Consider the following 22,332-nt stretch of genomic DNA (forward strand, 5'->3'; position numbering starts at 1 on the left):
GAGACTGCTATGAAACGGATAGGATACTTGGCTTCTTGCTTCATCATGCTTGTAACCATCTTTTCTCCGATGGGTGCTTTGGCAAAAGAAAAAGCGGCTCCGCAACAAGGGGAGATGAATTTTGCCCCGCATGCCTCGTCTGCCATTATGATCGAAGCAGATACAGGAACGGTTTTGTACGAAAAAAATGCGAATGAAAAAATGCCACCCGCCAGCATCACCAAGGTGATGACGATGCTCTTGATTATGGAGGCGGTGGAGCGGGGAGAGCTTAAATTTACAGATAAGGTCAGGGCCAGCGAACGGGCGGCTTCGATGGGGGGATCGCAAATCTTTTTGCAACCGGGCGAAGAAATGACCGTGGAAGACATGATCAAAGGAATTGCGATCGCTTCCGGAAACGACGCCTCGGTAGCGATGGCTGAGCATCTTGGCGGCACGGAAGAGGGCTTTGTGAACCGCATGAACGAGCGGGCCAAACAACTAGGGATGAAAAACACGCACTTTGTCAACTCCAACGGCTTGCCTGCGGAAAATCACTACTCTTCTGCGGCCGATATCGCGATCATGTCGCGCGAGCTTTTGAAGCACGATGGGATCACGAAGTTTACAGGCACGTACCAGGATTACTTGCGCAAGGATTCGGCAAGTCCTTTCTGGCTGGTCAATACGAATCGGCTTGTCCGCTTTTACGAAGGCGTAGACGGCCTGAAAACAGGCTATACAGGCGAAGCCAAGTATTGTTTGACCGCGACGGCCAAGCGCAACGACATGCGGATCATTGCCGTCGTCATGGGCGAGCCGGATGTCAAAACGCGCAACAACGAAGTTTCGACCATGTTCAATTACGCTTTCACCCATTTTCAGGTGATGCCGATGTACAAAAAAGGCCAGGCGGTTCAATCGCTCACGGTGGACAAAGGGCAAGTGCCACAGATTAATGTGGTCACGCCGCACGCTGTCAGTTTGCTGATGAAAAAAGGAGAATCAGCGGACACGTACACGAAAGAAATCGTCATGAATCCTGCTGTCAACGCTCCGGTTTCCAAAGACCAGGTCGTCGGCCACATTTTTATTCGTACAAAAGACGGCCGCGAAGTGAACAGGATTGATCTGATGCCTGAGCAACAAGTGAATAAGGCAAACATGTGGGAGATTCTCAAGCGGACAACCAAGAGTGTTTTGATCAGCTACTGACACACGACAACAAAGCGCGAAAAGAATCGAGTTGCCTCGAATGCGATGGCGCGGCTGCTCGATTTTTTTGTTCTTTTGTCGCCTGGCAGGAATTGGTTTGTCCGAAGCAGAAAGAGAGGTTTATTCAAGGGAGAAGGAGTGAGTCAGCCATGAGTTTGCGGATTGCGATGGAGACCCGGCAAGACGTGCTGGTGATCCGCCTGCAAGGAGAGCTGGACCATCATACAGCGGAAGAGCTGCGGAGCAAAGTGGATGAACTTTTGCGCACCCCCAACATTCGTCATATCGTGCTGAGCCTGGCTGATTTGGCCTTTATGGACAGCTCCGGTATCGGCGTGATTTTGGGACGCTACAAGCAAATATCTGCCCGTTCGGGTGAAATGTACGTGTGCTCAATCAACCCGACCATTTACCGGATCTTTGAAATGTCTGGCCTGTTCAAGGTAATCAAGTTCCGCGAAAATGAAGCAGATGCACTGCTTGTTCTGGGGGTGGCGTAAGTGAAGGTACAGCGCAATTTTATGTCCGTATCATTTGCTGCAATGAGCCAAAACGAGGCGTTCGCACGAATTGCTGTCGCCTCCTTTATCTCGCAGCTCGATATCACGATGGATGAGCTGGAGGAAATCAAGACAGTCGTATCGGAAGCCGTCACCAATGCGATCATTCACGGCTATGACGAAAATCCGGAAGGGGTCGTACATATTACTGTGCGGATCGAAGAGGGAGCCATTGATCTGGTCGTGGAAGACAACGGAAAAGGAATTGAGGATGTGGAGCAGGCGATGCAGCCGTTGTATACGACCAAGCCTGAGCTGGAACGTTCGGGTATGGGCTTTACCATTATGGAGAATTTCATGGATTCTTTGGAAGTCGCGACGGCTGTTGGTAAAGGGACAACCGTTCGTTTGACCAAACGCCTGTCGTTTGCCAAAGCCTTGCAAAATTAGGGGTAGTGCCAATGGGTGCCGATATCAAAAATGCGAGTCAACCATTTCTGACCAATGACCAAGTGAAAGAGCTAATCGCCAAAAGCCAGGCTGGAGATACCGATGCGCGTGAGCTTCTTGTGAACAGCAATATCCGGCTGGTCTGGTCCGTCGTCCAGCGTTTTATCAACCGTGGATACGAAGCGGATGATTTGTTTCAAATTGGGTGTATTGGCCTCTTGAAAGCCGTAGATAAATTTGACCTATCCTATGACGTGCGCTTTTCGACGTATGCGGTGCCGATGATTATTGGAGAGATTCAACGGTTCTTGCGTGATGACGGGACAGTCAAGGTAAGTCGATCGCTCAAAGAGACCGCGAACAAGGTACGACGAACAAAGGATGAGCTGTACAAGCAATTTGGCCGTGCACCCACGATCGCGGAGGTAGCCGAAGCCGTGGGGATCACACCGGAGGAAGTCGTGTTTGCCCAGGAGGCGAATCGGGCGCCTTCCTCGATTCATGAGACGGTTTTTGAGAATGACGGAGATCCGATTACACTGATCGACCAGATCGCCGATGAGGGCGTAAACAAGTGGTTTGAAAAAATTGCGCTCAAAGACGCGATCAGTCGGTTGAGCGAGCGTGAGCAGCTCATTGTGTACTTGCGCTACTACAAGGATCAGACCCAATCCGAAGTCGCAGAGCGGCTCGGAATCTCGCAAGTCCAGGTTTCGCGTCTGGAAAAGCGCATTTTGCAAACGATCAAGGATCAGATTGAACACTGATAGCATGAATGAATGTACGTGCGAAAACACTCAAGCCAACGCGCCTGGGTGTTTTTTCATGTATTCATGCGGGCAGTGCGGTGCTTTGCTCTTTCAGCGCTACCTTTTCGGGTATGCGTTTTGGCTGCGGGTACATACTACCGGATAAATGAGTAGCTCGTAGCAGGGAGGAGATTTCATGAAAGACGCGCTGTTTCTTCGTCTGAGAAAGCGGTTGGCCGTCAAGCCGGAAGCGATGATTGCCTTGGGCGATATTTGCCAGCTTTTTTGGGACGGGGAACGCGAGGAAGCGTTGAAGCGAATGCCGATTTATCAAGTAAAGCCGACAGACGGAAATTTGATCGTCATCGATATTATGCAAGTGATCCAGCGTGTTCGTTCCGTCTACCCGGAGGTGGAGCTGGAAATTCAAGGCTCGCCGCAAATTATCGTGGAAGTGTTGAATCCGCGCAAAAAAGCAAATCCGGTCCTGGTCGCTCTCGTCTGGGTGCTTTTGTTTATCGGCTCTGGCCTTGCGATCATGAACTTTCACACCGATGTCAGCATGCGCGAGGTGCACGAACGCATTTTTTATTTGATCACAGGAGAGCGAAGCGAGCAGCCGCTCTGGTTGCAAATCCCGTACTCCATCGGGATCGGCATGGGGATGATCCTGTTTTTCAATCACATTTTCCAGAAAAAAATCAACGAAGAACCAAGCCCCCTGGAAGTGGAGCTGTTCATGTACCAGCAAAGTCTCGATCAATACTACATTCAAAACGAGAATAAAGAAAACCAGCGGACGAAGCTATGAGTGTATGGGAATGCGGTTTGCTGGTCTTGATTGGACTAGGGGGCGGGCTTGCGGTCGGGAGCGGGCTTGTCGCTTTCATCGCCGTGCTGGACATTATTCCGAGGCTGACGCAACTGACCAATGCTCACCGTCACATCCGCGCTTTCGAATGGGCCTTGGTGATGGGGGCGCTTTTTTTTACGTTGATCGACTTTTTTCATCTCGGTGCTCATTGGCCGAATGTGGTTACGGCTGTTTACGGCCTGTTTGCGGGAATCTTCGTCGGGACATTGGCGGCTGGACTGACGGAAGTGCTGAACGTCTTTCCGATCCTGGCAAAACGGCTCAGCATGGACGGCAGCCTGTTGTTTCTGTTGATGGCAGTCGTGTTTGGCAAAGTGACCGGATCGCTCTTGCAGTGGCTGTTGCATCTGTGAATTGGTAAATACCGCTATTCATAGGCAAAGTTTGAAAAAGGAAAGATAGAGGTATGAGACGTCTTACCTCGCAGGAAATATGGACTCACAAAGGAGTGAAAGGGCATGGCAACCAAAACGAAATCGAAGCCGGCTGGATCGTTGCAGATGACGAAGCAGCTATACCAACAGCAGGCTTCCAAATTTCAGCCCAAGCGTAATGTCCTCCTGAACTCGTTGCGGGCGTTTTGGGTAGGAGGTACGATCTGCCTTCTCGGACAGGCCGTACAAAACATGTACATCCATTTCTTCGGCTTTACAGAGAAGACGGCGAGCAATCCGACGGTTGCCACGCTGATCTTTTTATCGGTTTTGCTGACGGGGCTTGGCGTCTATGACAACATCGGCCAGTATGCCGGGGCAGGCTCGGCTGTTCCGGTAACAGGGTTTGCCAACTCCATCGCTTCGGCTGCCATCGAGCATCGCAGCGAAGGACTTGTCCTCGGAGTGGGCGGCAACATGTTCAAGCTGGCAGGCTCGGTCATTGTGTTTGGGGTAGTGGCAGCCTTTGTCGCAGGCATTTTAAAAAGCTTGATCAACATGTTTTTCTAAGACGGGAGGGCTGGCTGTGTCGAGCAATCCACATCTGAAACGGGTGAGCCGCCAAACCTGGCACTTCGACCAGAATGTCCGCTTGCAAAGCTCGGCGGTAGCTGTCGGCCCCAAGGAAGGGGAAGGGCCGCTCGCCTCTTTGTTTGACGTCATTCACGACGACATGTACGCCGGGCAGAATACGTGGGAGAACGCCGAGCGACAGCTGCTGGAGGACGCTGTTTCGGCTGCGCTGAAAAAAGCGGGGATCGCGGGCAGCGAAGTCGATGCCATTTTGGCGGGCGATTTGCTGAATCAAAACATCACGACCAATTTCACTGCCGAAAAGCTGGAGATCCCGCTTCTGGGCATGTACGGGGCGTGCTCGACGTCCATGCTCACTTTGGCTACGGCTGCCGCTCTGGTGAATGCCGGATATGCCAACAGAGCGATTGCCGCTTGCAGCAGCCACAACGCCACAGCCGAGCGCCAATATCGCTATCCGACGGAATACGGCGGACAAAAGCCGCCCACGGCGCAATGGACGGTCACGGGCGCAGGGGCTGGGCTGGTTGGCATCGGAGGGACGGGACCGCGCATCACGTATGCGACGATGGGCAAAGTAGTGGACATGGGAATCAAGGACCCGCTGGATATGGGCTCAGCGATGGCGCCAGCAGCCGTCTCGACTTTTTTGGCTCATTTTCAGGACACGGGCAGAAAGCCGCAAGACTACGATTTGATCGTGACGGGCGATCTCGCATCGGTCGGCTATCCGATCGTAAAAGAGCTGATGCTGGCGGAAGGCTACGACATGGATCAGGTGTACAACGATTGCGGCCTGATGATCTACACGCCCGATCAGGATGTGTTCGCTGGCGGCAGCGGCTGTGCAAGCAGCGCGGTCGTGACCTACAGCCATATTGTGGATCAGTTGAACCGCGGGTTGCTGAAAAAAGTGCTCGTATGCGCGACAGGCGCGCTGTTAAGCCCGGTCAGCACCCAGCAAGGCAATTCGATTCCGTGCATCGCGCACGCGGTCGCGCTCGAAGGAGGACAATGATGGAATATGTGATTGCTTTTGTCGTGGGCGGGCTTGTATGCGTCGTCGGACAGCTTTTGCTCGACGTCGGCAAGCTCACGCCAGCCCATGTCATGAGTACGTTGGTTGTCGCAGGTGTCGTGCTTGATTTTGTTGGCGTTTACGACAAATTCATCGACTTCGCCGGAGCGGGTGCTACGGTGCCGATCACAAGCTTCGGCCATGCGCTGTATCACGGAGCGATCAGCGAGGCGGAGCAACATGGCCTGATCGGGGTGACTACCGGCATTTTCGAGGTCACCAGTGCAGGGATATCGGCGGCGATCGCGTTCGGTTTTCTGGCTTCACTCGTCTTCAAACCAAAAGGCTGACGTCTAGGCGAGCAGAGGCGGTGAGCAAACGATGGAGCAAATGCGGCGCAAGGTCATTTTGGTAACAGATGGCGATCATATCGCACAAAAAGCTGTAGAAAGCGTCGCGCGAGAGCTGGGAGGCAGATGCATCTCGCTTTCGGCCGGAAACCCGACTCCTGTAAGGGGCGAACAGGTGGTAGAGCTGATCAAAATGACTCCGCATGATCCGGTCATCGTCATGTTTGATGACAACGGCGATTACGGCAAAGGGCGCGGGGAGCGGGCGATTGAGTACGTCGCTTTGCATCCTGACATTGAAGTAATCGGCGTCATTGCCGTTGCTTCCAATACGAAATGGGTTCATGGAGCGACTGTGGCCTATTCAGTCGACAACCAGGGACAGATCGTAGAAGAAGCGGTGGATAAGGACGGATATGCAGACGGGCAGCTCCAGCATCGCATTTACGGCGATACTGTTGACATTTTGAACACGTTGAAGCTGCCGAATGTCATCGGAATCGGAGACATCGGGAAAATGGACGGCCGTGACAGCTTGCAAAATGGCTGCCCGATCACCAAGAGAGCAGTGCAGTGGATCATGGAAAGGAGCGGCGCCTATGACGACAGTCACAGAGAAAAGACGGCCGATCTCAGAGCGGATTGAGGAAAACAAGGAGTATTTGAACGACAGGCTTGGCGTAGGAAAAAGCTTCGACATCGGAGTTCACGAATTTTTTGTGGGCAATACGAAGCTGCTCATGTACTACATAAACGGTTTTGCCGAGAGTATGCTCGTCTCGCAAATCATGCGCGAAATCAACGACTTGCGCGGCCGGGACATCACAGATAGCCTGTTTGAAACGCTGTTTTACAAATTCATTCCTTTCTACCAGCTTGCCAAGGTCGATACGACAGACGAATTTATGGACAAGCTGCTCGTCGGGCAAGTTGGCCTGATCCTCGATCGCTCGAATCACGCGATCATCATGGATACGAAAATTTTGCCGACGCGTTCCCCGCAAGAGCCAGACACCGAGCGGATCGTGCGCGGGGCGCATGACGGTTTCACGGAGACGCTTGTCATCAACACGGTTTTGACGCGCAGAAGAATCCGCGACGAGCGATTGCGGTTTGAAATCATGCAAGTGGGGGAGCGCACCAAAACGGATGTAGCGGTCGCCTATTTGCAAGATGTGGCGAACCCGCAGCTTGTCGATGAGTTGAAAGAACGGCTGCAAAATATCCAGATCGACGGGATTCCGATGGCGGAAAAGACGATTGAGGAGTTTATTATCGGAAAAACGTTGAATCCGTTTCCGCTCGTTCGCTACACGGAACGGCCAGACGTAGCCGCTGTCCACCTTTTGGAGGGGCACGTCCTGATCTATGTGGATACGTCTCCGAGCGTAATGATTACACCAGCGACTTACTTTCATCACGTTCAGCACGCGGAGGAGTATCGGCAAACCCCTGTGGTCGGTGCCTACTTGCGGTGGGTGCGCTTTTTCGGGATTTTCGCTTCCGTCTTCGTCCTGCCAATCTGGCTGCTCATGGTGATGCACCCATCGATGATTCCGGAGCAGCTTGATTTTATCGGAATGAAGGACAAGGGCAGTATCCCGCTGCTGGTGCAGTTTCTGCTCGCAGAGGTGGGACTTGATCTCATGCGGATGGCGGCGATTCATACGCCTGCGCCGCTGTCAGTGGCCATGGGCCTGTTAGCTGCGATTCTGGTCGGTGACGTTGCGATCAAGGTCGGACTGTTTGCGCCCGAAGTCATTCTCTATCTGGCCGTGGCGGCCATCGGGATGTTTGCGACGCCTAGCTATGAGTTGGGACTGGCGAATCGGCTCGTCCGCATCTTTTTGATTCTGATGGTGGGCTTCTTCTCCACACCTGGCTTGATGATCGGCTTTTTGGCTGTGCTGGTCGGACTCGCTGCGACGCGTTCCCTCAACACGCCGTATTTGTGGCCGTTCATCCCTTTCAACTACAAGGCGATGAAGGATGTGGTCGTCCGGCTTGCCGTTCCTAGCAAAAATAATCGGCCCAGCATCGTTCGCTCCCAAAATTCCTCGCGGCAATAATATTCTGAAAACGGATGCCAACACCCATTGTCAAACGCACAGCCTTGTAGTACATTGAATGGGGAAGCCTTACGATGCTTGTTATGTTTGGCAACTGACGCTTTTTGTCGGTTGCCTTTCTCTATAGGATCTGGGCTATTAGGATCGGCGTGATCAGACTGGGAGGAGCCAAATATGTTTTTACACGGGACAAGTCGAGTAAACGAGCAGGGGCATCTTGAAATCGGGGGCTGTGACACAACAAGTCTGGCGGCTACGTACGGAACACCGCTGTACGTCTATGACGAGGCGCAAATTCGCGCGAAATGCCGCAGCTTTGTGGAGGCGTTCAGCCAGACGGGATTCTCTTTTCAGGTAGCTTACGCAAGCAAAGCTTTCTGTACGATGGCGATGTGCAAGCTGATCGAGGAGGAAGGGCTTTCGCTCGACGTCGTATCGGGCGGGGAGCTGTACACAGCCTTGCAAGCGGGCTTTCCTGCTGACCGCATTCACTTCCACGGCAACAACAAGTCGCTGGACGAAATCAACATGGCTTTGGATGCGAAGATCGGCTGTTTTGTGGTAGACAACTTTTATGAGCTGCACACGCTGGCAGAAGTTGCGAAGGAGCGCGGCGAAAAGGTTGCCGTCCTCTTGCGCGTAACGCCTGGCGTAGAAGCTCATACGCACGAATATATTTCCACCGGGCAAATCGACTCGAAATTCGGCTTCGATGTGCAAAACGGGCAAGCTCTGGAAGCGATCCGCTATGCGCACGAGAGCAATCATCTGCACTTATTGGGCGTTCATAGCCATATCGGCTCGCAAATTTTTGAGACAGACGGTTTCCTTGTTGCGGTGAAGCGGTTGACTGAGTTGCTTGGTGACGCAAAAGACAAGCATGGCTTCCTTCCAGAGGTACTGAATGTCGGCGGCGGCTTCGGAATCCGCTACGTAGAGGGCGATACGCCACAGCCAGCCGAGACGTACATCAAGGCGATTACCGATCTCGTGCGCGAGGAGCTGACAGCGCGTGAAATCCCGTTGCCTGAGCTGTGGATCGAGCCGGGCCGCAGCATTGTCGGAGATGCAGGCACCACTTTGTACCGAATCGGTTCGCATAAAGAAATTCCGAATGTGCGCAAATACGTTGCCGTTGACGGCGGAATGACGGACAACTTGCGTCCGGCGCTGTACAACGCGCAATACGAAGCGGCGATTGCCAACAAAATGAACGAGAGTGCCACAGAAGTCGTCTCCATCGCCGGAAAATGCTGTGAGTCTGGCGATATGCTGATCTGGGACGTGAAGCTTCCTCCTGCTGCGGCTGGCGACATTTTGGCTGTAACCAGCACGGGCGCATACGGATATTCCATGTCCAACAACTACAACCGCATCGCTCGTCCGGCTGTTGTGTTCGTCAAAGAGGGAGAAGCCGAGCTGGTAGTAAAACGCGAGACGTACGCAGATGTCGTCGGCCACGATCTTTTGCCGAAACGGGCGCAATTGCAGCGCTAACCGATCCAAAAAAGCAGACCAAGACCCTTCCGAAAAGCACAGGAAGGGTCTTTATATTTCCTTCATCTGGCATTCACGAAAAATTAAATCTTCCCTGCCATAATGGAGGTGGCGAGGAGGACAGATACAGCATGTTGTCGACTCTCATCAAAAAGTTTCGGCGCTTTCCCTATTTTTCCCTGGATAAGCGTCAATGGATGAAGAACGTCATTCGGCAGGAAATCGAGAAAGGCCGCAACGTCGTCATGTTTTATGTCGATATTGTCAAAATGACGGAAGTGGAGCAGCGCTACGGCGATACGAGCGCCAAACGCGTGCTGCACATTTTTGAAGGAATATTGCCGGGAGTAGCTCGCCAGGCATTCGAAATAAAAGGCAAGATTTTGGCGATTCAGAAGCTGTGGGGCGACGATTTCGCCATTTATGTGTCTTTTGGCGGACAGGTAAGCGATGAAGATTGCCGCATGCTTTCCATCCATTTTCAGGAGCTGGCGGAGCGGCAGCTGAATCGTCAGGTCAGCTTCGTCAACCGGGAAGATTTGCGGGTGCATATCGGCTATGCTACCATCGCAGGTCATGATATCGTCCGGGAAATGTACACGTCGGTGAAACACGCCGTCCATATGGCGAAGTACGGGATTACATCGGAAAAGTACACGCACATGACCCAATTTCACAAGCTGCTTGCGGAAGAAAATGTGAACATGCATTTTATGCCGATCATTCACCTGCCAGACGGCCAGGCGTTAGGGTGGGAGGCGCTTGCTCGCGGCCCGCAAAACAGTCCGTTTGCGACGCCCGCGACATTGTTCAGCTATGCGGAGGAGACGGATACCGTGTTTCGGCTGGAGCATATTTGCCGCAAGCGAGCATTGGAACAGCTGCGCTATTTAAATCCGAATGAAAAGTTGTTCATTAACCTTGATCCAAGGGCGATAGACGATCCCTTTTTGCTGAGGGGAAAGGTTCAGAGCTTGCTCGCCAATTACGGCCTGAACCCGCATAACATCGTCTTTGAAATAACGGAGCGTCACGCGATTACGAACTACGCGGTGTTTCGCAAAATTATCGAAGAGTACCGGAAAAAAGGCTATTTGATCGCGGTCGATGATGCAGGTGCGGGCTATTCCAGCCTGGAATCGATTACGGAGATTTACCCCGATTTCATCAAACTGGACATGTCGCTCATCCGCAATATCGATGTCGACCCGATCAAGCAGGCGCTGCTGGAGACGTTCGTCTCATTCGCCGAGAAGGTCAATTGCAAGATTATTGCGGAAGGCATCGAGACGGAGCGCGAGCTGGAGACGCTGATGGACGTAGGGGTGGTTTACGGCCAAGGCTACTATTTGGGCAAGCCGGACAAAGGGATGGCGCAAGTATCGGGTCAGGCGATGAACTTTTTGCGCTATATGCAGGAGAAGCAAAGAGACGGTGCGAAAGAGACGATCATCGTCGCGCCAGACATGACGGAGATTTTGGCCAAGACGATTTGCGTGGAAAAGCACGTCAGGGTGCGGCGCGTCCATGAAATTTTCGAGCAAAACCAGCGAATTGAAAGCGTAGTCGTCCTGGAAGAGGGCAGACCGATCGGGTTGGTCATGCGCTTTTCGCTCTATCAAATTCTTGGCGGCCAGTACGGCATCGCCCTCTATTACGAGCGGCCTGTTTCCCACATCATGAACACGAACCCGCTGAAGGCCAGCAAAAACGACCGGCTGGACGAGGTAGCGAAACGAGCCATGGCGCGCGACGCCTATCATCTCTATGACGTCGTGATCATCGTCGGGGAGCAGAACGAGTATTTGGGCATTGTGACCGTGCAAAATTTGCTCGACAAGATGGCTTCGATCAAGCTGGAGATGGCCAGTTCCGCCAATCCGCTGACAGGGCTTCCAGGCAACGTGCAAATCGAGCGCGAACTGAACGGGCGGATCAAGCAGCGAGAGGCGCAGATGGTGATTTACTGCGATCTCGACCGCTTCAAATGGTTTAATGACCGCTACGGCTTTGAAGTGGGCGATCAAATCATCGTGCGGACGGCGAATTTGCTGCGGGATGCCTCCCGGCGCTTTGGAAGCGGCAATGACTTCATCGGGCATATCGGCGGCGACGACTTTATCCTCATCACCGCGGCAGATCATGTGGATGCGCTTGTCACGTATTTGATCGACTCGTTTTCCTCCTATTTTACGGACATCTACGAAAAATGCCGGATGGGCGACGATGTGCAATTGTCAATGTCCATGGCAGGCGTGGACTTGGGGCCAGGCATGTTTACGAGCGCGGAAGCCGTGGCGCGCCGGGCGGCCGATGTGAAAAAGTGGGCGAAATCGTACCCGGGAACGGTGTTTGTTCGCGACCGCGAGAGGGAAGAGCAGGCGAGTGTGGAGACTGCGGGTGGATGTTGAAAAAATCAAATAAAAAAGACACTAGCAAATTACTGCTAGTGTCTTTTTGTACTAGGTGAGTCTTATTCTCCCAATACCTTGACTTCTTTCATTTTATCGCCTTGCTTGATCGCGTCAACATGCTCCAAACCGGAAGTCACGCGGCCAAATACAGTATGTACGCCATCGAGGTGAGGGAACGCGTCGTAGCAGATGAAGAACTGGCTGCCGCCTGTGTCTTTTCCTGCGTGCGCCATCGAGAGGGCACCGCGTTGGTGTTTGTGCGGGTTTCCTTTGGTTTCACATTTGATAGTGTAACCAGGACCGCCAGTGCCAGTTCCGTATGGGCAACCGCCTTGTGCTACGAAGCCAGGGATGACACGGTGGAAAGACAGACCATTGTAGAAACCTTCGTTTGCCAGCTTTTCAAAGTTGCCGACAGTTCCTGGAGCTTCTTGATCGAACAGCTCCAGCTCGATTTGATTACCATTTTCCATGGTGATGTGCGCTTTTTTCATGGATGAGCCTCCAGACCTTGTAAAGTTAACGTTCCTATTTTACCACGCGTCATGGTTGTCGTCCAATTACATCCCGCTGGTTTAGTTATTTCAGCTTATTCCCCACAACACTGCCATTTTAAGCAAAAGTTATACAGGAAACTGTTAGATTCTGTCGAATCGGTTGTAATCAGGAGGGGGAGAAGAGAGTGGCTATAACGCAAAGAGGTAGACTTGATTTATTGAAAGAAGTGTACAAAAATCAACAGACAGAGGGAAAGTTTACGCATGAGACATTAAATTGCAACGATAAAAGTTCGCTATTAAAATATACAGCCTACTTGTATTTGGAGGATCATGGATGGCTTGCAATAAATGAGGTAAATCAAAGTGAATATGTAGTGAGAATAACTGGAAAAGGGATTGATATTGTAGAAAAGAGAGCCAAAAAGAAGCTCTTAAAAGTGTTTTTAAATTGGGCGGTAGTAGGCTATACACTCTTTGTTATTTGGTTCTTATTTCGATTGTTTCAGTTTGGGGAAATCAGTAACGGTGATAACAGCTTCATTGCTTTGGTTGGTTTCCTATTCACTATGTTGGGTACTTTAATTGCAGTGAATGACAGAGAATAGGACTTAGCCTTCGAATCAATTTTGGCTACTCTATTACTCTATTAATCAACGATTTGCGGCACCGACAGGCTTTTGCTTGTCGGTGCTTTTCTTTTCGCACGCCTGAAAAAGCCAATGACTCGCTCGCATCACGCCCGGCTCTTTCAGCCTGATATGCCAGCCTTGAAGAGACTTGTAAGCCTATCCATCTGCTGGTATCCTAGAAGGTAGACGATTTTTTGCCGAGCGAAGCCTGGGGAATTGCGCTGGGCTTTTTGCGAAGCTGTTAAGGGGGAACCAATGGATCTATTTCATTTTGATTGGAAAACGGTACCGTTTCGCATGATTGCATTCGTTATCGCTTTCAGCTTGCACGAATGGGCGCACGCCTTTGTCGCCTGGAAACTGGGCGACAATACCGCCAAAAACGAGGGCCGCTTAACGATAAATCCGATCCCGCACATCGATCCGTTCGGGTTGATTCTCATTTTGTTTGGACCGTTCGGCTGGGCCAAGCCTGTGCCGATCAATCCGCTGCAATTTCGCGGGAACAAGCGACTCGGTATCGTGTATGTGTCGGCAGCGGGGCCGTTGATCAACCTGGTGTTGGCGATTCTGTTCTGTATTGTTTACATACTTACACGTTATTACGGCGTGATGGACGGAATGAGCGAAAAAGCTGCATTCGCATTGAAAACAACACTGGAATACTGTGTCTTCATCAATGTGGGCTTGTTTGTGTTCAACCTGCTGCCAGTTCCCCCGCTCGACGGGTATAAGATTTTGCGCTTCCTGTCTCCGCGCAGATGGGATGGAGCCTTTTACAATTTCGAAATCTATGGTCCTTGGTTGTTGCTTCTGCTGATTTTCATCCCGGGTGTTAGCGCAACCATTTTCGGTATACCTATGGGATTAATGGTGATGTGGGTGCAAAAAGTTGCCGGAAGCATCATCAGCGTGTTCATTTAAAGGAAACGAGGGGACGTCTTTTGGCCTACAGCATCAAACTTGATTCATTTGAAGGGCCCCTTGACCTTTTGCTTCATCTGATCGACAAGGCAGAAGTAGACATTTACGACATTCCGATTGCGGAAATTACCGAGCAATACCTCGCGACGATCGATCGCATGCAGGAGCTGCAACTCGATGTGGCCAGCGAGTTTGTCGTGATGGCGGCGACCCTGCTTTCCATCAAAAGCAAAATGCTTTTGCCGCGAAAAGAAGAGCACGTGTTCCAGCCTTTTCTCGACATGGACGTCGACGAGATCGATCCGCGGGAAGAGCTGGTGGCGCGACTGTTGGAATACAAGCGCTACAAGCTGCTGGCTGAGCAACTTCGCGAGATGGAAATCGGCCGCAACCAGGTGTTTACCCGCCCTGCGGAAAATTTGGCTCCGTATGCGCGCGAGGAAGATACGACCGTCAAAAACGTGACGTTGTACGATCTGGTCAATGCGCTGGAAAAACTCGTGCAAAAAGCGAAAGACAAGGAACCGATGACAAAGGTTTCCCGCGATGAAATCTCTATCAAGGACCGGATGACGCAGATTCGCCAGCTGGTTCGCGTCGGAGGGGGCATGGTGCGCTTCTCCCAGCTTTTTGCCCAGGGAGCGACCCGCTCGGAAATCGTCACGACGTTTCTCGCTTTGCTGGAGCTGATGAAGGCAAAGCAAATTACGTGTGTGCAAAATCAACTGTTTCAAGACATCATGATCTGTGATGCGGAAGGAGCCCACAACGATGGACTATGACAAGCTCAAAGGCGTGATCGAAGGCTTGCTGTTCATCTCGGGAGATGAAGGAATCGATGCCAAGGAGATTAGTGAAATCGTCGAGGTATCGGAAGAAGAGGTCGTTGACTTGATCGAGGACATGAAAGCGGACTTTCGCCGGGCAGGGCGCGGCGTGCAAATCGTCGAAGTGGCCAAAGCGTATCAGTTGACGACCTTGCCCGAGCATGTTCCTTATTTCGAGCGACTAGCCACTTCGCCTGGGCAATCGACGCTGTCCCAGGCAGCACTGGAGACGCTTGCCATCATTGCCTACAAGCAGCCGTTGACGCGCTCGGAAATCGAAGAAATACGCGGTGTAAAATGCGAAAAGGCACTCAATACGCTTTTGTCGAAACAGTTGATTCGCGAAGCGGGGAGAGCCGAAGGGATTGGACGCCCGATTTTGTACGCGACCACCAAAGAGTTTCTCGAGCATTTCGGACTGCGCGAAATTGCCGATCTACCCGAACCGCCTGTCAACCTGGATATCGAGGAAGTCCGCATGGAAGCCTCTGCTCTTTTTGGCAGACAGGAAGAAAAAGCAAACGATTAGTCGCTCCGGACAGTTTTTCGTACTACCGCCCGACTCGTCCCCATATATATGTACAAACCTGTGTATCGTTGTACTTTTGGGGATGGGGAGGACGTGTATGAACGTACGAAAACTTCTGTCCGGCGGACTCGTCGTTTTTCTTTTTATACAGCTATTGCTGGCTGGGCCACCCGCAGCACAGGCGCAAACGGCGCAGCCAAGCCTCTCGGCCGAAGGCGCTGCCTTGATTGATGTGGCGAGCGGGCGGATTCTGTATTCGAAAAACGGCACGAAAAAGATGCGGATCGCCAGCCTGACGAAGACGATGACGGCGATTGTCGCCATTGAGATGGGGAAGCTCGACGACCAGGTGACCGTACCGCCAGAAGCTGTCGGGGTCGAAGGCTCGTCTATCTACTTGAAGCGATCCGAAAAGCTGACGTTGGAAGAGCTGCTCTACGGTCTCATGCTGCGCTCAGGCAATGATGCTGCCGTTACGATTGCCACCCACATTGGCGGCTCGGTTCCGGGCTTCACTTATATGATGAACGAAAAGGCAGCCATGATCGGAATGGAGCATACGAATTTTACCAACCCGCACGGACTGGATGACAGCAACCAGCACTATTCTACGGCCGAAGATATGGCGAAGCTGTCCGCCTATGCTTTGCGCAATCCGGTTTTTCGGCAAATTGTTTCCACCAAGGTCAAAGACATCTCCTGGGAAGGGGAGCAGTGGGACAGACGGCTGCTCAACAAAAACAAGATGCTGCATCTGTACAACGGAGCAGACGGGGTGAAAACAGGCTACACGAAGCTGGCGAAGCGTTGTCTCGCCGCCTCGGCTACCCGCGAAGGAAGACAGCTCGCGACCATCACTTTAAATGCTTCGGACGACTGGAATGATTCTGCAAAGCTTTTGGACTACGGCTTTGCCAACTTTCCGGTCAAGCAGTTGGTCGGTGAAGGCCAGGACATCCAGCCAGAAACTCCGGTTACGATGGAAGCGGGCGCCCATTTGGTGACACAAAACGCTTTTCGCTACCCGCTCCAGTCTGCGGAAGAGGCAGCGATCAAACAACGCGTTGTGATGGGACAGTCGACAATCACCCCCCAGATGGAAGGGCAGCTCGTCGGTTTCTTGCAGGTGTACATGAAGGAAAACATGATCGGACAGGTGCCGCTCGTCGTGCGCGCCGACGCTCCGACGGCAAGTCAGCCTGCGGGCGGTGAGCACTTGTTCTGGAAGCAGTTCTGGGACATTGTGGCAGGGGGGCTGTGGCGTGCTTAATGTCATCTGGCTCGCTTTGATCGTCATCTCAATCGTCGTCGCCGCCTTCACAGGTCGCATGGAGGCAATCAACGCGGCAGCTTTTGAAGGCGCGAAGACAGGCGTCACCGTATGCTTCGGCTTGCTCAGCGTCCTCGCCTTTTGGCTGGGCATTATGCGCGTAGCGGAAAAATCCGGGTTGCTTGCGCTGTTGTCCAAAGCGCTGTCTCCGCTTATTCAGCTGCTGTTTCCCGATGTGCCAAAAGGCCATCCAGCCATGGGCTATATTTTGTCGAACATGAGTGCCAATCTGCTCGGTCTTGGCAATGCCGCAACGCCGATGGGGCTGAAAGCGATGGAGGAATTGCAGAAGCTGAATCCAGACAAGCAAAAAGCTTCCCCGGCGATGTGCACGCTGCTGGCGATCAACACGGCGAGCATCACGATCATTCCGACGACCATGATTGCGATTCGCATGCAGTACGGCTCCGTCAATCCGGTGGAAATTGTCGGGACGACGCTCGTCTCTTCCTTTGCGGCAACGATCGTGGCCTTGTTGATTGATCGCTGGTATCGCTATCGTCACTTACGACGTCACAATTAGGGGGAAACCGTATGTATCAATGGGTATCCCTGATCTCGCTCTGGGCGATTCCCGTTACGATTGCGTTTGTCCTCTTGTACGGATGGCGCCGACAGGTTCCGGTATACGAGACATTTGTCGAGGGAGCAAAAGGCGGGCTTTCGACGACGATTCGCATTTTGCCCCATCTGATTGCGATGATGGTGGCGGTCAGCATGTTCCGCGAGTCTGGGGCACTTGACATGCTGTTGCGCGGCATAAAGCCTGTGCTAGACTTTCTCCACTTTCCCGAGGAACTGGTGCCGCTCGCTCTGTTGCGCCCGCTGACCGGGACGGGGTCGCTTGCCATCGCTACCGATTTGATCGCGCAGTACGGGCCGGACTCGTTTTTCGGAAGACTGGCGGCTACGATGCAAGGGAGCACGGACACGACCTTGTACGTCCTGACTGTTTATTTTGGGGCTGTCGGCATTCGCAACTCCGGCTACGCCTTGAAGGTCGGGCTATGGTCTGATCTGGCGGGGGTCGTTTTCTCCTTGCTGATCGTCTCGTACGTTTTTTCCTGAACGCAAGAATTGTCAAATACGCAGGGAAAACTTCCTCGAAACATGGGGAAGTTTTTCCCTTTTTCTTGTCCACACTGGTAAGAATGGGTATGATGTTGTAGAGGTGATCCAACGATGGAACGATTGCAAAAGGTATTGGCGCATGCTGGAGTCGCCTCTCGCCGGCATTGTGAGGAATTGATCGCACAGGGACATGTGCAGGTAAACGGCAAGGTTGTTCACGAGCAGGGAATCAAGGTCGACCCTGCGACAGACAAGATTACGGTAAAAGGCCGGGAAATCGTGCTGGAGCAGCACGTCTACTATTTGCTGTACAAGCCGACAGGTGTGATTACGAGCGCAAGCGACCCTCAAGGGCGCAAAGTGGTCACGGAACTGCTCGCGGGGGTAAAAGAACGCGTCTATCCGGTAGGACGGCTTGACTACGACACATCCGGCTTGCTGCTGTTGACCAATGACGGCGATCTGGCCAACAAGCTTGCCCACCCGAGCTACGAAATCGACAAAGTATACCGCGCCTGGGTAAAAGGCGTACCTAGCCAGGACAAGCTGAAAAAGCTCGCAACGGGCATTCTCCTGGAAGATGGCATGACTTCGCCGGGGGCGTCCAAATTGCTCAAAACCGAGCAAGGGAATGCCAAGGCGCTGATCGAGCTGACGATTCACGAAGGACGCAATCGCCAGGTGCGGCGAATGTGCGCGGCGATCGGGCATCCGGTACTCACGCTGGAGCGTGTTCGCTTAGGATTTTTGACGCTGGAAGGACTGCGCGCAGGCCAGTTTCGAGCGCTGAGCAAGCAGGAAGTAGACAAGCTGAAGCAAGGATTGGTGCAAAACAGACGGAGCAGAGGGCCAAAAGCGTGATTCGTTCAAAATCTGTTCATAAGTTATGCGCTGGCGGAAAATCTAGGAACGCTATAATAGAATGGATAATGCTTGCAATTTACAAGTAGTAGATGGGAGTATGGGCATCATGAACAAAACCAACCGTACATATGTCAGGGTCGCGGTACTGGGTCTTTTGCTTGTCGCTCTGGTTTTTGCTCTCTATTCCAGCTTCGTGAAGGACCCGAATGCTGTCAAAGTAGGGGGCGATGCTCCGAATTTCAGTTTGGAGCAGTTGAACGGACCAGAACTGGCGCTTGACGATTTGAAAGGGAAGGGCGTCGTGCTCAATTTCTGGGGCACATGGTGCGAGCCCTGTAAAAAGGAAATGCCAGCCTTGCAGGAGCAGTACAACAAGTTCAAGGACAAAGGACTGGTTGTCGTCGGTGTGAACATTGGAGAAGCTCCCGTTGCCGTAGAGCCGTTTGTGAAGCAGTTCGGTGTCGACTTCCCGATTTTGCTGGATCGCCAATCGCAAATTACGAAGTTGTACCGGATCGGTCCTATTCCTACGACGTTTTTTATTGCGCCGGATGGAGAAGTGAAGGAGATTTTCATCGGGCAACTAAATGAAGCAATGATTGCGGACAAAATGTCCAAAATCTTGCCCAAGTGAGGAGCATTATGGATCAGCGAAAATGTGAATGTGGGCACACGAATCCGGTAGGGACGCTGCTCTGTGAGTCGTGCGGGAAGCCGTTGAACGTCGAAGTATACGAGCAGACGGCATTTCCTGACATGCGCTACGAAGGGATGGCACGGCGTTCCCAGACGTATACGAAAAAATGGATTGACCGGATCTGGAATTATTTTTCCTCGGTCAAAATTGCAATCGGTATCATTATCGTCATTCTGGTTGCTTCGGCGGTCGGAACGATCTTCCCGCAGCAGCAATACATCCCCGTTCCGGTTCCGACAGAAGCGGATGTGGCGCGATTCTACACGGATACATACGGAGTGCTCGGGACGGTTTACTACGGACTTGGCTTTCACAATCTGTACTCTTCCTGGTGGTTCGTGACTCTGCTCGTGCTTTTGGGAACATCGCTTGTCATCTGTAGTCTCGACCGGGTCATTCCGCTCTACAAGGCGCTCAGCAAACCGCGTCTCAATCAGCACAAGTCCTTTTTGAAGGGGCAAAAGCTGTTTGCCGAAGGAGAGCTTGCCCCGGATGTCGATCAGGCCGAGCTTTTGGACAGCTCCGCACTGGCTCTGAAGAAAAAAGGGTACCGGATTTTCCGGGCAGAGCGTGCGATCATGGCGGAAAAAGGCCGCTTCAGCCGCTGGGGGCCTTATGTGAACCACATCGGTCTGATTCTGTTTCTGATCGGCGTACTCATGCGCAACATTCCGGGATTTTACATGGACGAGTTTGTGTGGGTGCGGGAAGGGCAGACGGTCGCGATACCGGATACGCCTTATTACATAAAAAGCGAAAACTACCATACCGAGTATTGGTCGGAAGAAGAGATGCCGGCAAAGCTGGAGTTGAATGGAGGCGTCATTCCAAAAAGCTTCCAGACGGACGCCATCCTGTACGTAAACAAAAATGCAGAAGTGCCGGGGAAAAAGCCTGATTTGATCGAAGTGCAGAAAGGCCCTATTATCGTGAACCATCCGATGATGGAGGGGGACCTCGCGATTTATCAGTCTGGCGTTCAGGAAATGCAGCTTGGCGCTCTCAATTTTGTGCTGGTCGATGTGAAACAAGGGAACAAGGAACTGGGGCCAATCAAGATTGACTTGTACAATCCGGCGGCGGAGCAAGAGATTGCGGCGGGCATCAAAGTGCGCGTTCTGGATTACTTCCCGGATTTCGTCATGGGCAAAGACGGCAAGCCTGCTACGCAAACCAATTTGCCGAAAAATCCGATGGTCGCACTGGAAATTGCGGACGAGTCCACGAACCAGAACGAGAAGCTGGTCTACCTGCAAGGTTCGGTTTTGACGCAAAAATCCGATGGCCGCTTCGGGCTGGTTTTCAAAAAGCCTGATCTGATCGATATTTCCGGTTTGAACGTACGGATCGACAAAGCTGTGCCGCTCATCTACTTCGGAGCCTTCATTTTTATGATCGGGGTCGTAATGGGCTTCTTCTGGCAGCACCGTCGGGTCTGGGTGCAGACGCAGGAAGGAACGGTTCTTCTGGCAGCGCATACAAACAAAAACTGGTTCGGGCTTCGCAGGGAGGTCGACGGACTGGTGGAACAGCTCAAGCTTCCTGTAACGGTTGAAGAAAAAACGAAGGCGTAAAGCTCCAAGGGGGTACACTCGACGTGCAGCTCATACAATTGAGTGACTGGTTACTAGATATCGCGTTTTTGCTGTACGTAATCTCTTCGATTGTGTTTGTCGTAGCGATGACGGGGAAAAACTGGGCGGGACGCGATCCAAAGCAACATGAACAACGTTACGGCAGGATCGCGTACTGGCTCGCGGTGGTTGGCTTTTTGGCGCAGACGGGCTATGTCGTGGCTCGCTGGGTTGGGGGAGGACACAGCCCGACGAGCAACATGTTTGAGTTCATGGCCTTTTTGGATTACTGTATTATCCTGGCCTATTTGATCATTTACCGGATTTACAAGCTGAACGTAATCGGGGCGTTTGTGCTTCCGCTCGGGGTCATCATGCTGGCGTATTCGTACGTCTTCCCGAAAGAGGTAACCCCGCTGATTCCTTCGCTGCAAAGCTACTGGCTGCACATTCACGTGACGACAGCAGCGCTCGGGGAAGGGATTTTGGCAGTCGGTTTCGCAGCCGGGCTGATGTATTTGATCCGCACTGTGCCGCAGCACGTATCGGCACGCAGCACCAAGTGGCTGGAATTTGTACTCGCGGTTGTTTTGATGCTTGTCGGATTCATTTTGATGGAATCGACCTTTGCGAGAATGGATCACAAGACGATTTTTGAAATGAACAAAGAGCAGATGAACCCGGTCGGGACGATGGAAAAAGTGCGGGTAGAATACACGATGCCTGCGATTGTCGCTCCTGCCGATTCCAAAATCGTGCAAGCCGGACCGATGAATCCGTGGTTTGCTGCACCAAGCTGGATGGAAGGAAAAGACGCTGCCCGCAAACTGAATACGATGCTGTGGTCGGTCATCACGGGTGTAATTTTGTACGGCGGACTGCGCCTGATTTTCCGCAAGCGTCTGGGTGCTTTGATCCAGCCTTCTGTAGAAGGAATCGAGCCGGATTTGCTGGATGAGATCAGCTACCGGGCGATCAGCATCGGCTATCCTGTCTTCACGCTCGGTGCTTTGATTTTCGCCATGATCTGGGCACAGGAAGCGTGGGGACGATTCTGGGGCTGGGACCCGAAAGAGGTATGGGCATTGATCGTCTGGCTGTTTTACAGCGCGTACCTCCATCTGCGCCTTTCTCGCGGGTGGATCGGCGCGAAATCGGCCTGGATGTCTGTCATCGGATTCGTTATCATTTTAATTACGCTGGTCGTGGTCAACCTGGTCATTGCCGGTTTGCACTCCTATGCAGGCGTGTAACATACCCCTTCAAAAAGCTGGTGATTTTGCCAGCTTTTTGGACTATAT

25 protein-coding genes are annotated in these 22,332 nt (G+C 52.4%); 24 read left to right on the forward strand and 1 reads right to left on the reverse strand.

Annotated features, from left to right (window positions below):
- Nucleotides 1–9: 9 nt before the first annotated feature.
- The 13 genes from M2298_RS05350 (at nt 10) to M2298_RS05410 (ending at nt 12,083) form a co-directional block, all read left to right on the forward strand.
- On the forward strand, nt 10–1,197 hold the full coding sequence (locus M2298_RS05350) for a D-alanyl-D-alanine carboxypeptidase family protein (RefSeq protein ID WP_122965883.1): 1,188 nt from the start codon (nt 10–12) through the stop codon (nt 1,195–1,197).
- A 149-nt stretch (nt 1,198–1,346) separates the two neighbouring features.
- Nucleotides 1,347–1,697: an anti-sigma F factor antagonist gene (spoIIAA, locus tag M2298_RS05355; protein ID WP_063226881.1), complete on the forward strand. Its 351-nt coding sequence runs from the start codon at nt 1,347–1,349 to the stop codon at nt 1,695–1,697.
- Nucleotides 1,698–1,718: 21 nt separating this feature from the next.
- Complete coding sequence (gene spoIIAB / locus M2298_RS05360) at nt 1,719–2,147, forward strand: anti-sigma F factor (protein ID WP_173598839.1); 429 nt, start codon at nt 1,719–1,721, stop codon at nt 2,145–2,147.
- An 11-nt stretch (nt 2,148–2,158) separates the two neighbouring features.
- Complete coding sequence (gene sigF, locus M2298_RS05365; RefSeq protein ID WP_063226883.1) at nt 2,159–2,914, forward strand: RNA polymerase sporulation sigma factor SigF; 756 nt, start codon at nt 2,159–2,161, stop codon at nt 2,912–2,914.
- A gap of 178 nt (nt 2,915–3,092) precedes the next feature.
- Nucleotides 3,093–3,707 carry a stage V sporulation protein AA gene (locus M2298_RS05370; protein WP_173598780.1) on the forward strand — a complete coding sequence of 205 codons (615 nt, stop codon included), beginning with the start codon at nt 3,093–3,095 and terminating at the stop codon, nt 3,705–3,707.
- On the forward strand, nt 3,704–4,123 hold the full coding sequence (locus M2298_RS05375; RefSeq protein WP_122963635.1) for a stage V sporulation protein AB: 420 nt from the start codon (nt 3,704–3,706) through the stop codon (nt 4,121–4,123). The genes M2298_RS05370 and M2298_RS05375 overlap by 4 nt, the downstream gene beginning before the upstream one ends.
- A 105-nt stretch (nt 4,124–4,228) precedes the next feature.
- Nucleotides 4,229–4,714, forward strand: coding sequence for a stage V sporulation protein AC (gene spoVAC / locus M2298_RS05380; protein WP_122963634.1), 486 nt, complete (start codon nt 4,229–4,231; stop codon nt 4,712–4,714).
- Between the two features lie 16 nt (nt 4,715–4,730).
- A complete protein-coding gene (spoVAD, locus tag M2298_RS05385; RefSeq protein WP_122963633.1) occupies nt 4,731–5,756 on the forward strand; it encodes a stage V sporulation protein AD in 1,026 nt (341 codons plus the stop codon).
- On the forward strand, nt 5,756–6,106 hold the full coding sequence (gene spoVAE, locus M2298_RS05390; protein ID WP_063226888.1) for a stage V sporulation protein AE: 351 nt from the start codon (nt 5,756–5,758) through the stop codon (nt 6,104–6,106). The genes spoVAD and spoVAE overlap by 1 nt, the downstream gene beginning before the upstream one ends.
- 31 nt (nt 6,107–6,137) lie before the next feature.
- Nucleotides 6,138–6,752 carry a stage V sporulation protein SpoVABEA gene (spoVAEA, locus tag M2298_RS05395; protein WP_122963632.1) on the forward strand — a complete coding sequence of 205 codons (615 nt, stop codon included), beginning with the start codon at nt 6,138–6,140 and terminating at the stop codon, nt 6,750–6,752.
- Nucleotides 6,706–8,175 carry a spore germination protein gene (locus M2298_RS05400; RefSeq protein ID WP_122963631.1) on the forward strand — a complete coding sequence of 490 codons (1,470 nt, stop codon included), beginning with the start codon at nt 6,706–6,708 and terminating at the stop codon, nt 8,173–8,175. Before spoVAEA ends, M2298_RS05400 begins: the two co-directional genes overlap by 47 nt.
- Nucleotides 8,176–8,349: 174 nt before the next feature.
- Nucleotides 8,350–9,672 (forward strand): diaminopimelate decarboxylase, encoded by a 1,323-nt coding sequence (gene lysA / locus M2298_RS05405; RefSeq protein ID WP_173598782.1) that lies wholly within the window; start codon nt 8,350–8,352, stop codon nt 9,670–9,672.
- Between the two features lie 131 nt (nt 9,673–9,803).
- Nucleotides 9,804–12,083, forward strand: a complete 2,280-nt coding sequence (locus tag M2298_RS05410) for a GGDEF domain-containing protein (protein WP_122963629.1) — start codon at nt 9,804–9,806, stop codon at nt 12,081–12,083.
- Between the two features lie 62 nt (nt 12,084–12,145).
- On the opposite strand, the gene M2298_RS05415 is transcribed toward M2298_RS05410, so the two are convergent.
- Nucleotides 12,146–12,580: a peptidylprolyl isomerase gene (locus tag M2298_RS05415; protein WP_122963628.1), complete on the reverse strand. Its 435-nt coding sequence runs from the start codon at nt 12,578–12,580 to the stop codon at nt 12,146–12,148.
- Nucleotides 12,581–12,768: 188 nt separating this feature from the next.
- On the opposite strand from M2298_RS05415, the gene M2298_RS05420 reads away from it, so the two are divergent.
- The 11 genes from M2298_RS05420 to ccsA all read left to right on the forward strand — a co-directional run bounded on the left by M2298_RS05420 (nt 12,769) and on the right by ccsA (nt 22,284).
- A complete protein-coding gene (locus M2298_RS05420) occupies nt 12,769–13,191 on the forward strand; it encodes a hypothetical protein (RefSeq protein ID WP_122963627.1) in 423 nt (140 codons plus the stop codon).
- 279 nt (nt 13,192–13,470) lie between these two features.
- Nucleotides 13,471–14,139, forward strand: a complete 669-nt coding sequence (locus M2298_RS05425; RefSeq protein WP_173595788.1) for a site-2 protease family protein — start codon at nt 13,471–13,473, stop codon at nt 14,137–14,139.
- Nucleotides 14,140–14,159: 20 nt separating this feature from the next.
- Nucleotides 14,160–14,921: a segregation/condensation protein A gene (locus M2298_RS05430; RefSeq protein ID WP_274875229.1), complete on the forward strand. Its 762-nt coding sequence runs from the start codon at nt 14,160–14,162 to the stop codon at nt 14,919–14,921.
- Nucleotides 14,911–15,495 carry an SMC-Scp complex subunit ScpB gene (gene scpB / locus M2298_RS05435; RefSeq protein WP_063226896.1) on the forward strand — a complete coding sequence of 195 codons (585 nt, stop codon included), beginning with the start codon at nt 14,911–14,913 and terminating at the stop codon, nt 15,493–15,495. Before M2298_RS05430 ends, scpB begins: the two co-directional genes overlap by 11 nt.
- A gap of 97 nt (nt 15,496–15,592) precedes the next feature.
- Nucleotides 15,593–16,765 carry a D-alanyl-D-alanine carboxypeptidase family protein gene (locus M2298_RS05440; protein WP_280648297.1) on the forward strand — a complete coding sequence of 391 codons (1,173 nt, stop codon included), beginning with the start codon at nt 15,593–15,595 and terminating at the stop codon, nt 16,763–16,765.
- Nucleotides 16,758–17,348, forward strand: a complete 591-nt coding sequence (locus M2298_RS05445) for a nucleoside recognition domain-containing protein (RefSeq protein ID WP_173595790.1) — start codon at nt 16,758–16,760, stop codon at nt 17,346–17,348. The genes M2298_RS05440 and M2298_RS05445 overlap by 8 nt, the downstream gene beginning before the upstream one ends.
- Before the next feature lie 11 nt (nt 17,349–17,359).
- The gene (locus M2298_RS05450; protein WP_280648298.1) at nt 17,360–17,893 is read left to right on the forward strand and encodes a spore maturation protein; all 534 of its coding nucleotides are present in this window, start codon (nt 17,360–17,362) and stop codon (nt 17,891–17,893) included.
- 114 nt (nt 17,894–18,007) lie between these two features.
- Entirely contained in the window at nt 18,008–18,757 is a 750-nt protein-coding gene (locus M2298_RS05455; RefSeq protein ID WP_173595792.1) for a pseudouridine synthase, read from the forward strand.
- Nucleotides 18,758–18,866: 109 nt separating this feature from the next.
- The gene (gene resA, locus M2298_RS05460; RefSeq protein ID WP_122963620.1) at nt 18,867–19,394 is read left to right on the forward strand and encodes a thiol-disulfide oxidoreductase ResA; all 528 of its coding nucleotides are present in this window, start codon (nt 18,867–18,869) and stop codon (nt 19,392–19,394) included.
- A gap of 8 nt (nt 19,395–19,402) precedes the next feature.
- A complete protein-coding gene (gene resB / locus M2298_RS05465; protein WP_122963619.1) occupies nt 19,403–21,031 on the forward strand; it encodes a cytochrome c biogenesis protein ResB in 1,629 nt (542 codons plus the stop codon).
- 23 nt (nt 21,032–21,054) lie between these two features.
- Entirely contained in the window at nt 21,055–22,284 is a 1,230-nt protein-coding gene (ccsA, locus tag M2298_RS05470) for a cytochrome c biogenesis protein CcsA (RefSeq protein ID WP_122963618.1), read from the forward strand.
- Nucleotides 22,285–22,332 lie beyond the last annotated feature (48 nt).

Source organism: Brevibacillus sp. 1238 (assembly GCF_029892995.1).
Classification (GTDB): Bacteria; Bacillota; Bacilli; order Brevibacillales; family Brevibacillaceae; genus Brevibacillus; species Brevibacillus parabrevis.

Excerpts from the sequence above, each read along its gene's own strand:
- spoVAEA (WP_122963632.1), top strand. The coding sequence starts at position 6,138 with ATGGAGCAAATGCGGCGCAAGGTCATTTTGGTAACAGATGGCGATCAT.
- M2298_RS05415 (WP_122963628.1), bottom strand. The coding sequence starts at position 12,580 with ATGAAAAAAGCGCACATCACCATGGAAAATGGTAATCAAATCGAGCTG.
- M2298_RS05455 (WP_173595792.1), top strand. The coding sequence starts at position 18,008 with ATGGAACGATTGCAAAAGGTATTGGCGCATGCTGGAGTCGCCTCTCGC.
- M2298_RS05350 (WP_122965883.1), top strand. The coding sequence starts at position 10 with ATGAAACGGATAGGATACTTGGCTTCTTGCTTCATCATGCTTGTAACC.
- M2298_RS05400 (WP_122963631.1), top strand. The coding sequence starts at position 6,706 with ATGACGACAGTCACAGAGAAAAGACGGCCGATCTCAGAGCGGATTGAG.
- resA (WP_122963620.1), top strand. The coding sequence starts at position 18,867 with ATGAACAAAACCAACCGTACATATGTCAGGGTCGCGGTACTGGGTCTT.
- lysA (WP_173598782.1), top strand. The coding sequence starts at position 8,350 with ATGTTTTTACACGGGACAAGTCGAGTAAACGAGCAGGGGCATCTTGAA.
- M2298_RS05410 (WP_122963629.1), top strand. The coding sequence starts at position 9,804 with ATGTTGTCGACTCTCATCAAAAAGTTTCGGCGCTTTCCCTATTTTTCC.
- spoVAC (WP_122963634.1), top strand. The coding sequence starts at position 4,229 with ATGGCAACCAAAACGAAATCGAAGCCGGCTGGATCGTTGCAGATGACG.
- scpB (WP_063226896.1), top strand. The coding sequence starts at position 14,911 with ATGGACTATGACAAGCTCAAAGGCGTGATCGAAGGCTTGCTGTTCATC.
- spoVAE (WP_063226888.1), top strand. The coding sequence starts at position 5,756 with ATGGAATATGTGATTGCTTTTGTCGTGGGCGGGCTTGTATGCGTCGTC.
- M2298_RS05370 (WP_173598780.1), top strand. The coding sequence starts at position 3,093 with ATGAAAGACGCGCTGTTTCTTCGTCTGAGAAAGCGGTTGGCCGTCAAG.
- spoIIAA (WP_063226881.1), top strand. The coding sequence starts at position 1,347 with ATGAGTTTGCGGATTGCGATGGAGACCCGGCAAGACGTGCTGGTGATC.
- resB (WP_122963619.1), top strand. The coding sequence starts at position 19,403 with ATGGATCAGCGAAAATGTGAATGTGGGCACACGAATCCGGTAGGGACG.
- M2298_RS05440 (WP_280648297.1), top strand. The coding sequence starts at position 15,593 with ATGAACGTACGAAAACTTCTGTCCGGCGGACTCGTCGTTTTTCTTTTT.
- M2298_RS05375 (WP_122963635.1), top strand. The coding sequence starts at position 3,704 with ATGAGTGTATGGGAATGCGGTTTGCTGGTCTTGATTGGACTAGGGGGC.
- M2298_RS05450 (WP_280648298.1), top strand. The coding sequence starts at position 17,360 with ATGTATCAATGGGTATCCCTGATCTCGCTCTGGGCGATTCCCGTTACG.
- sigF (WP_063226883.1), top strand. The coding sequence starts at position 2,159 with ATGGGTGCCGATATCAAAAATGCGAGTCAACCATTTCTGACCAATGAC.
- spoIIAB (WP_173598839.1), top strand. The coding sequence starts at position 1,719 with ATGTCCGTATCATTTGCTGCAATGAGCCAAAACGAGGCGTTCGCACGA.
- M2298_RS05425 (WP_173595788.1), top strand. The coding sequence starts at position 13,471 with ATGGATCTATTTCATTTTGATTGGAAAACGGTACCGTTTCGCATGATT.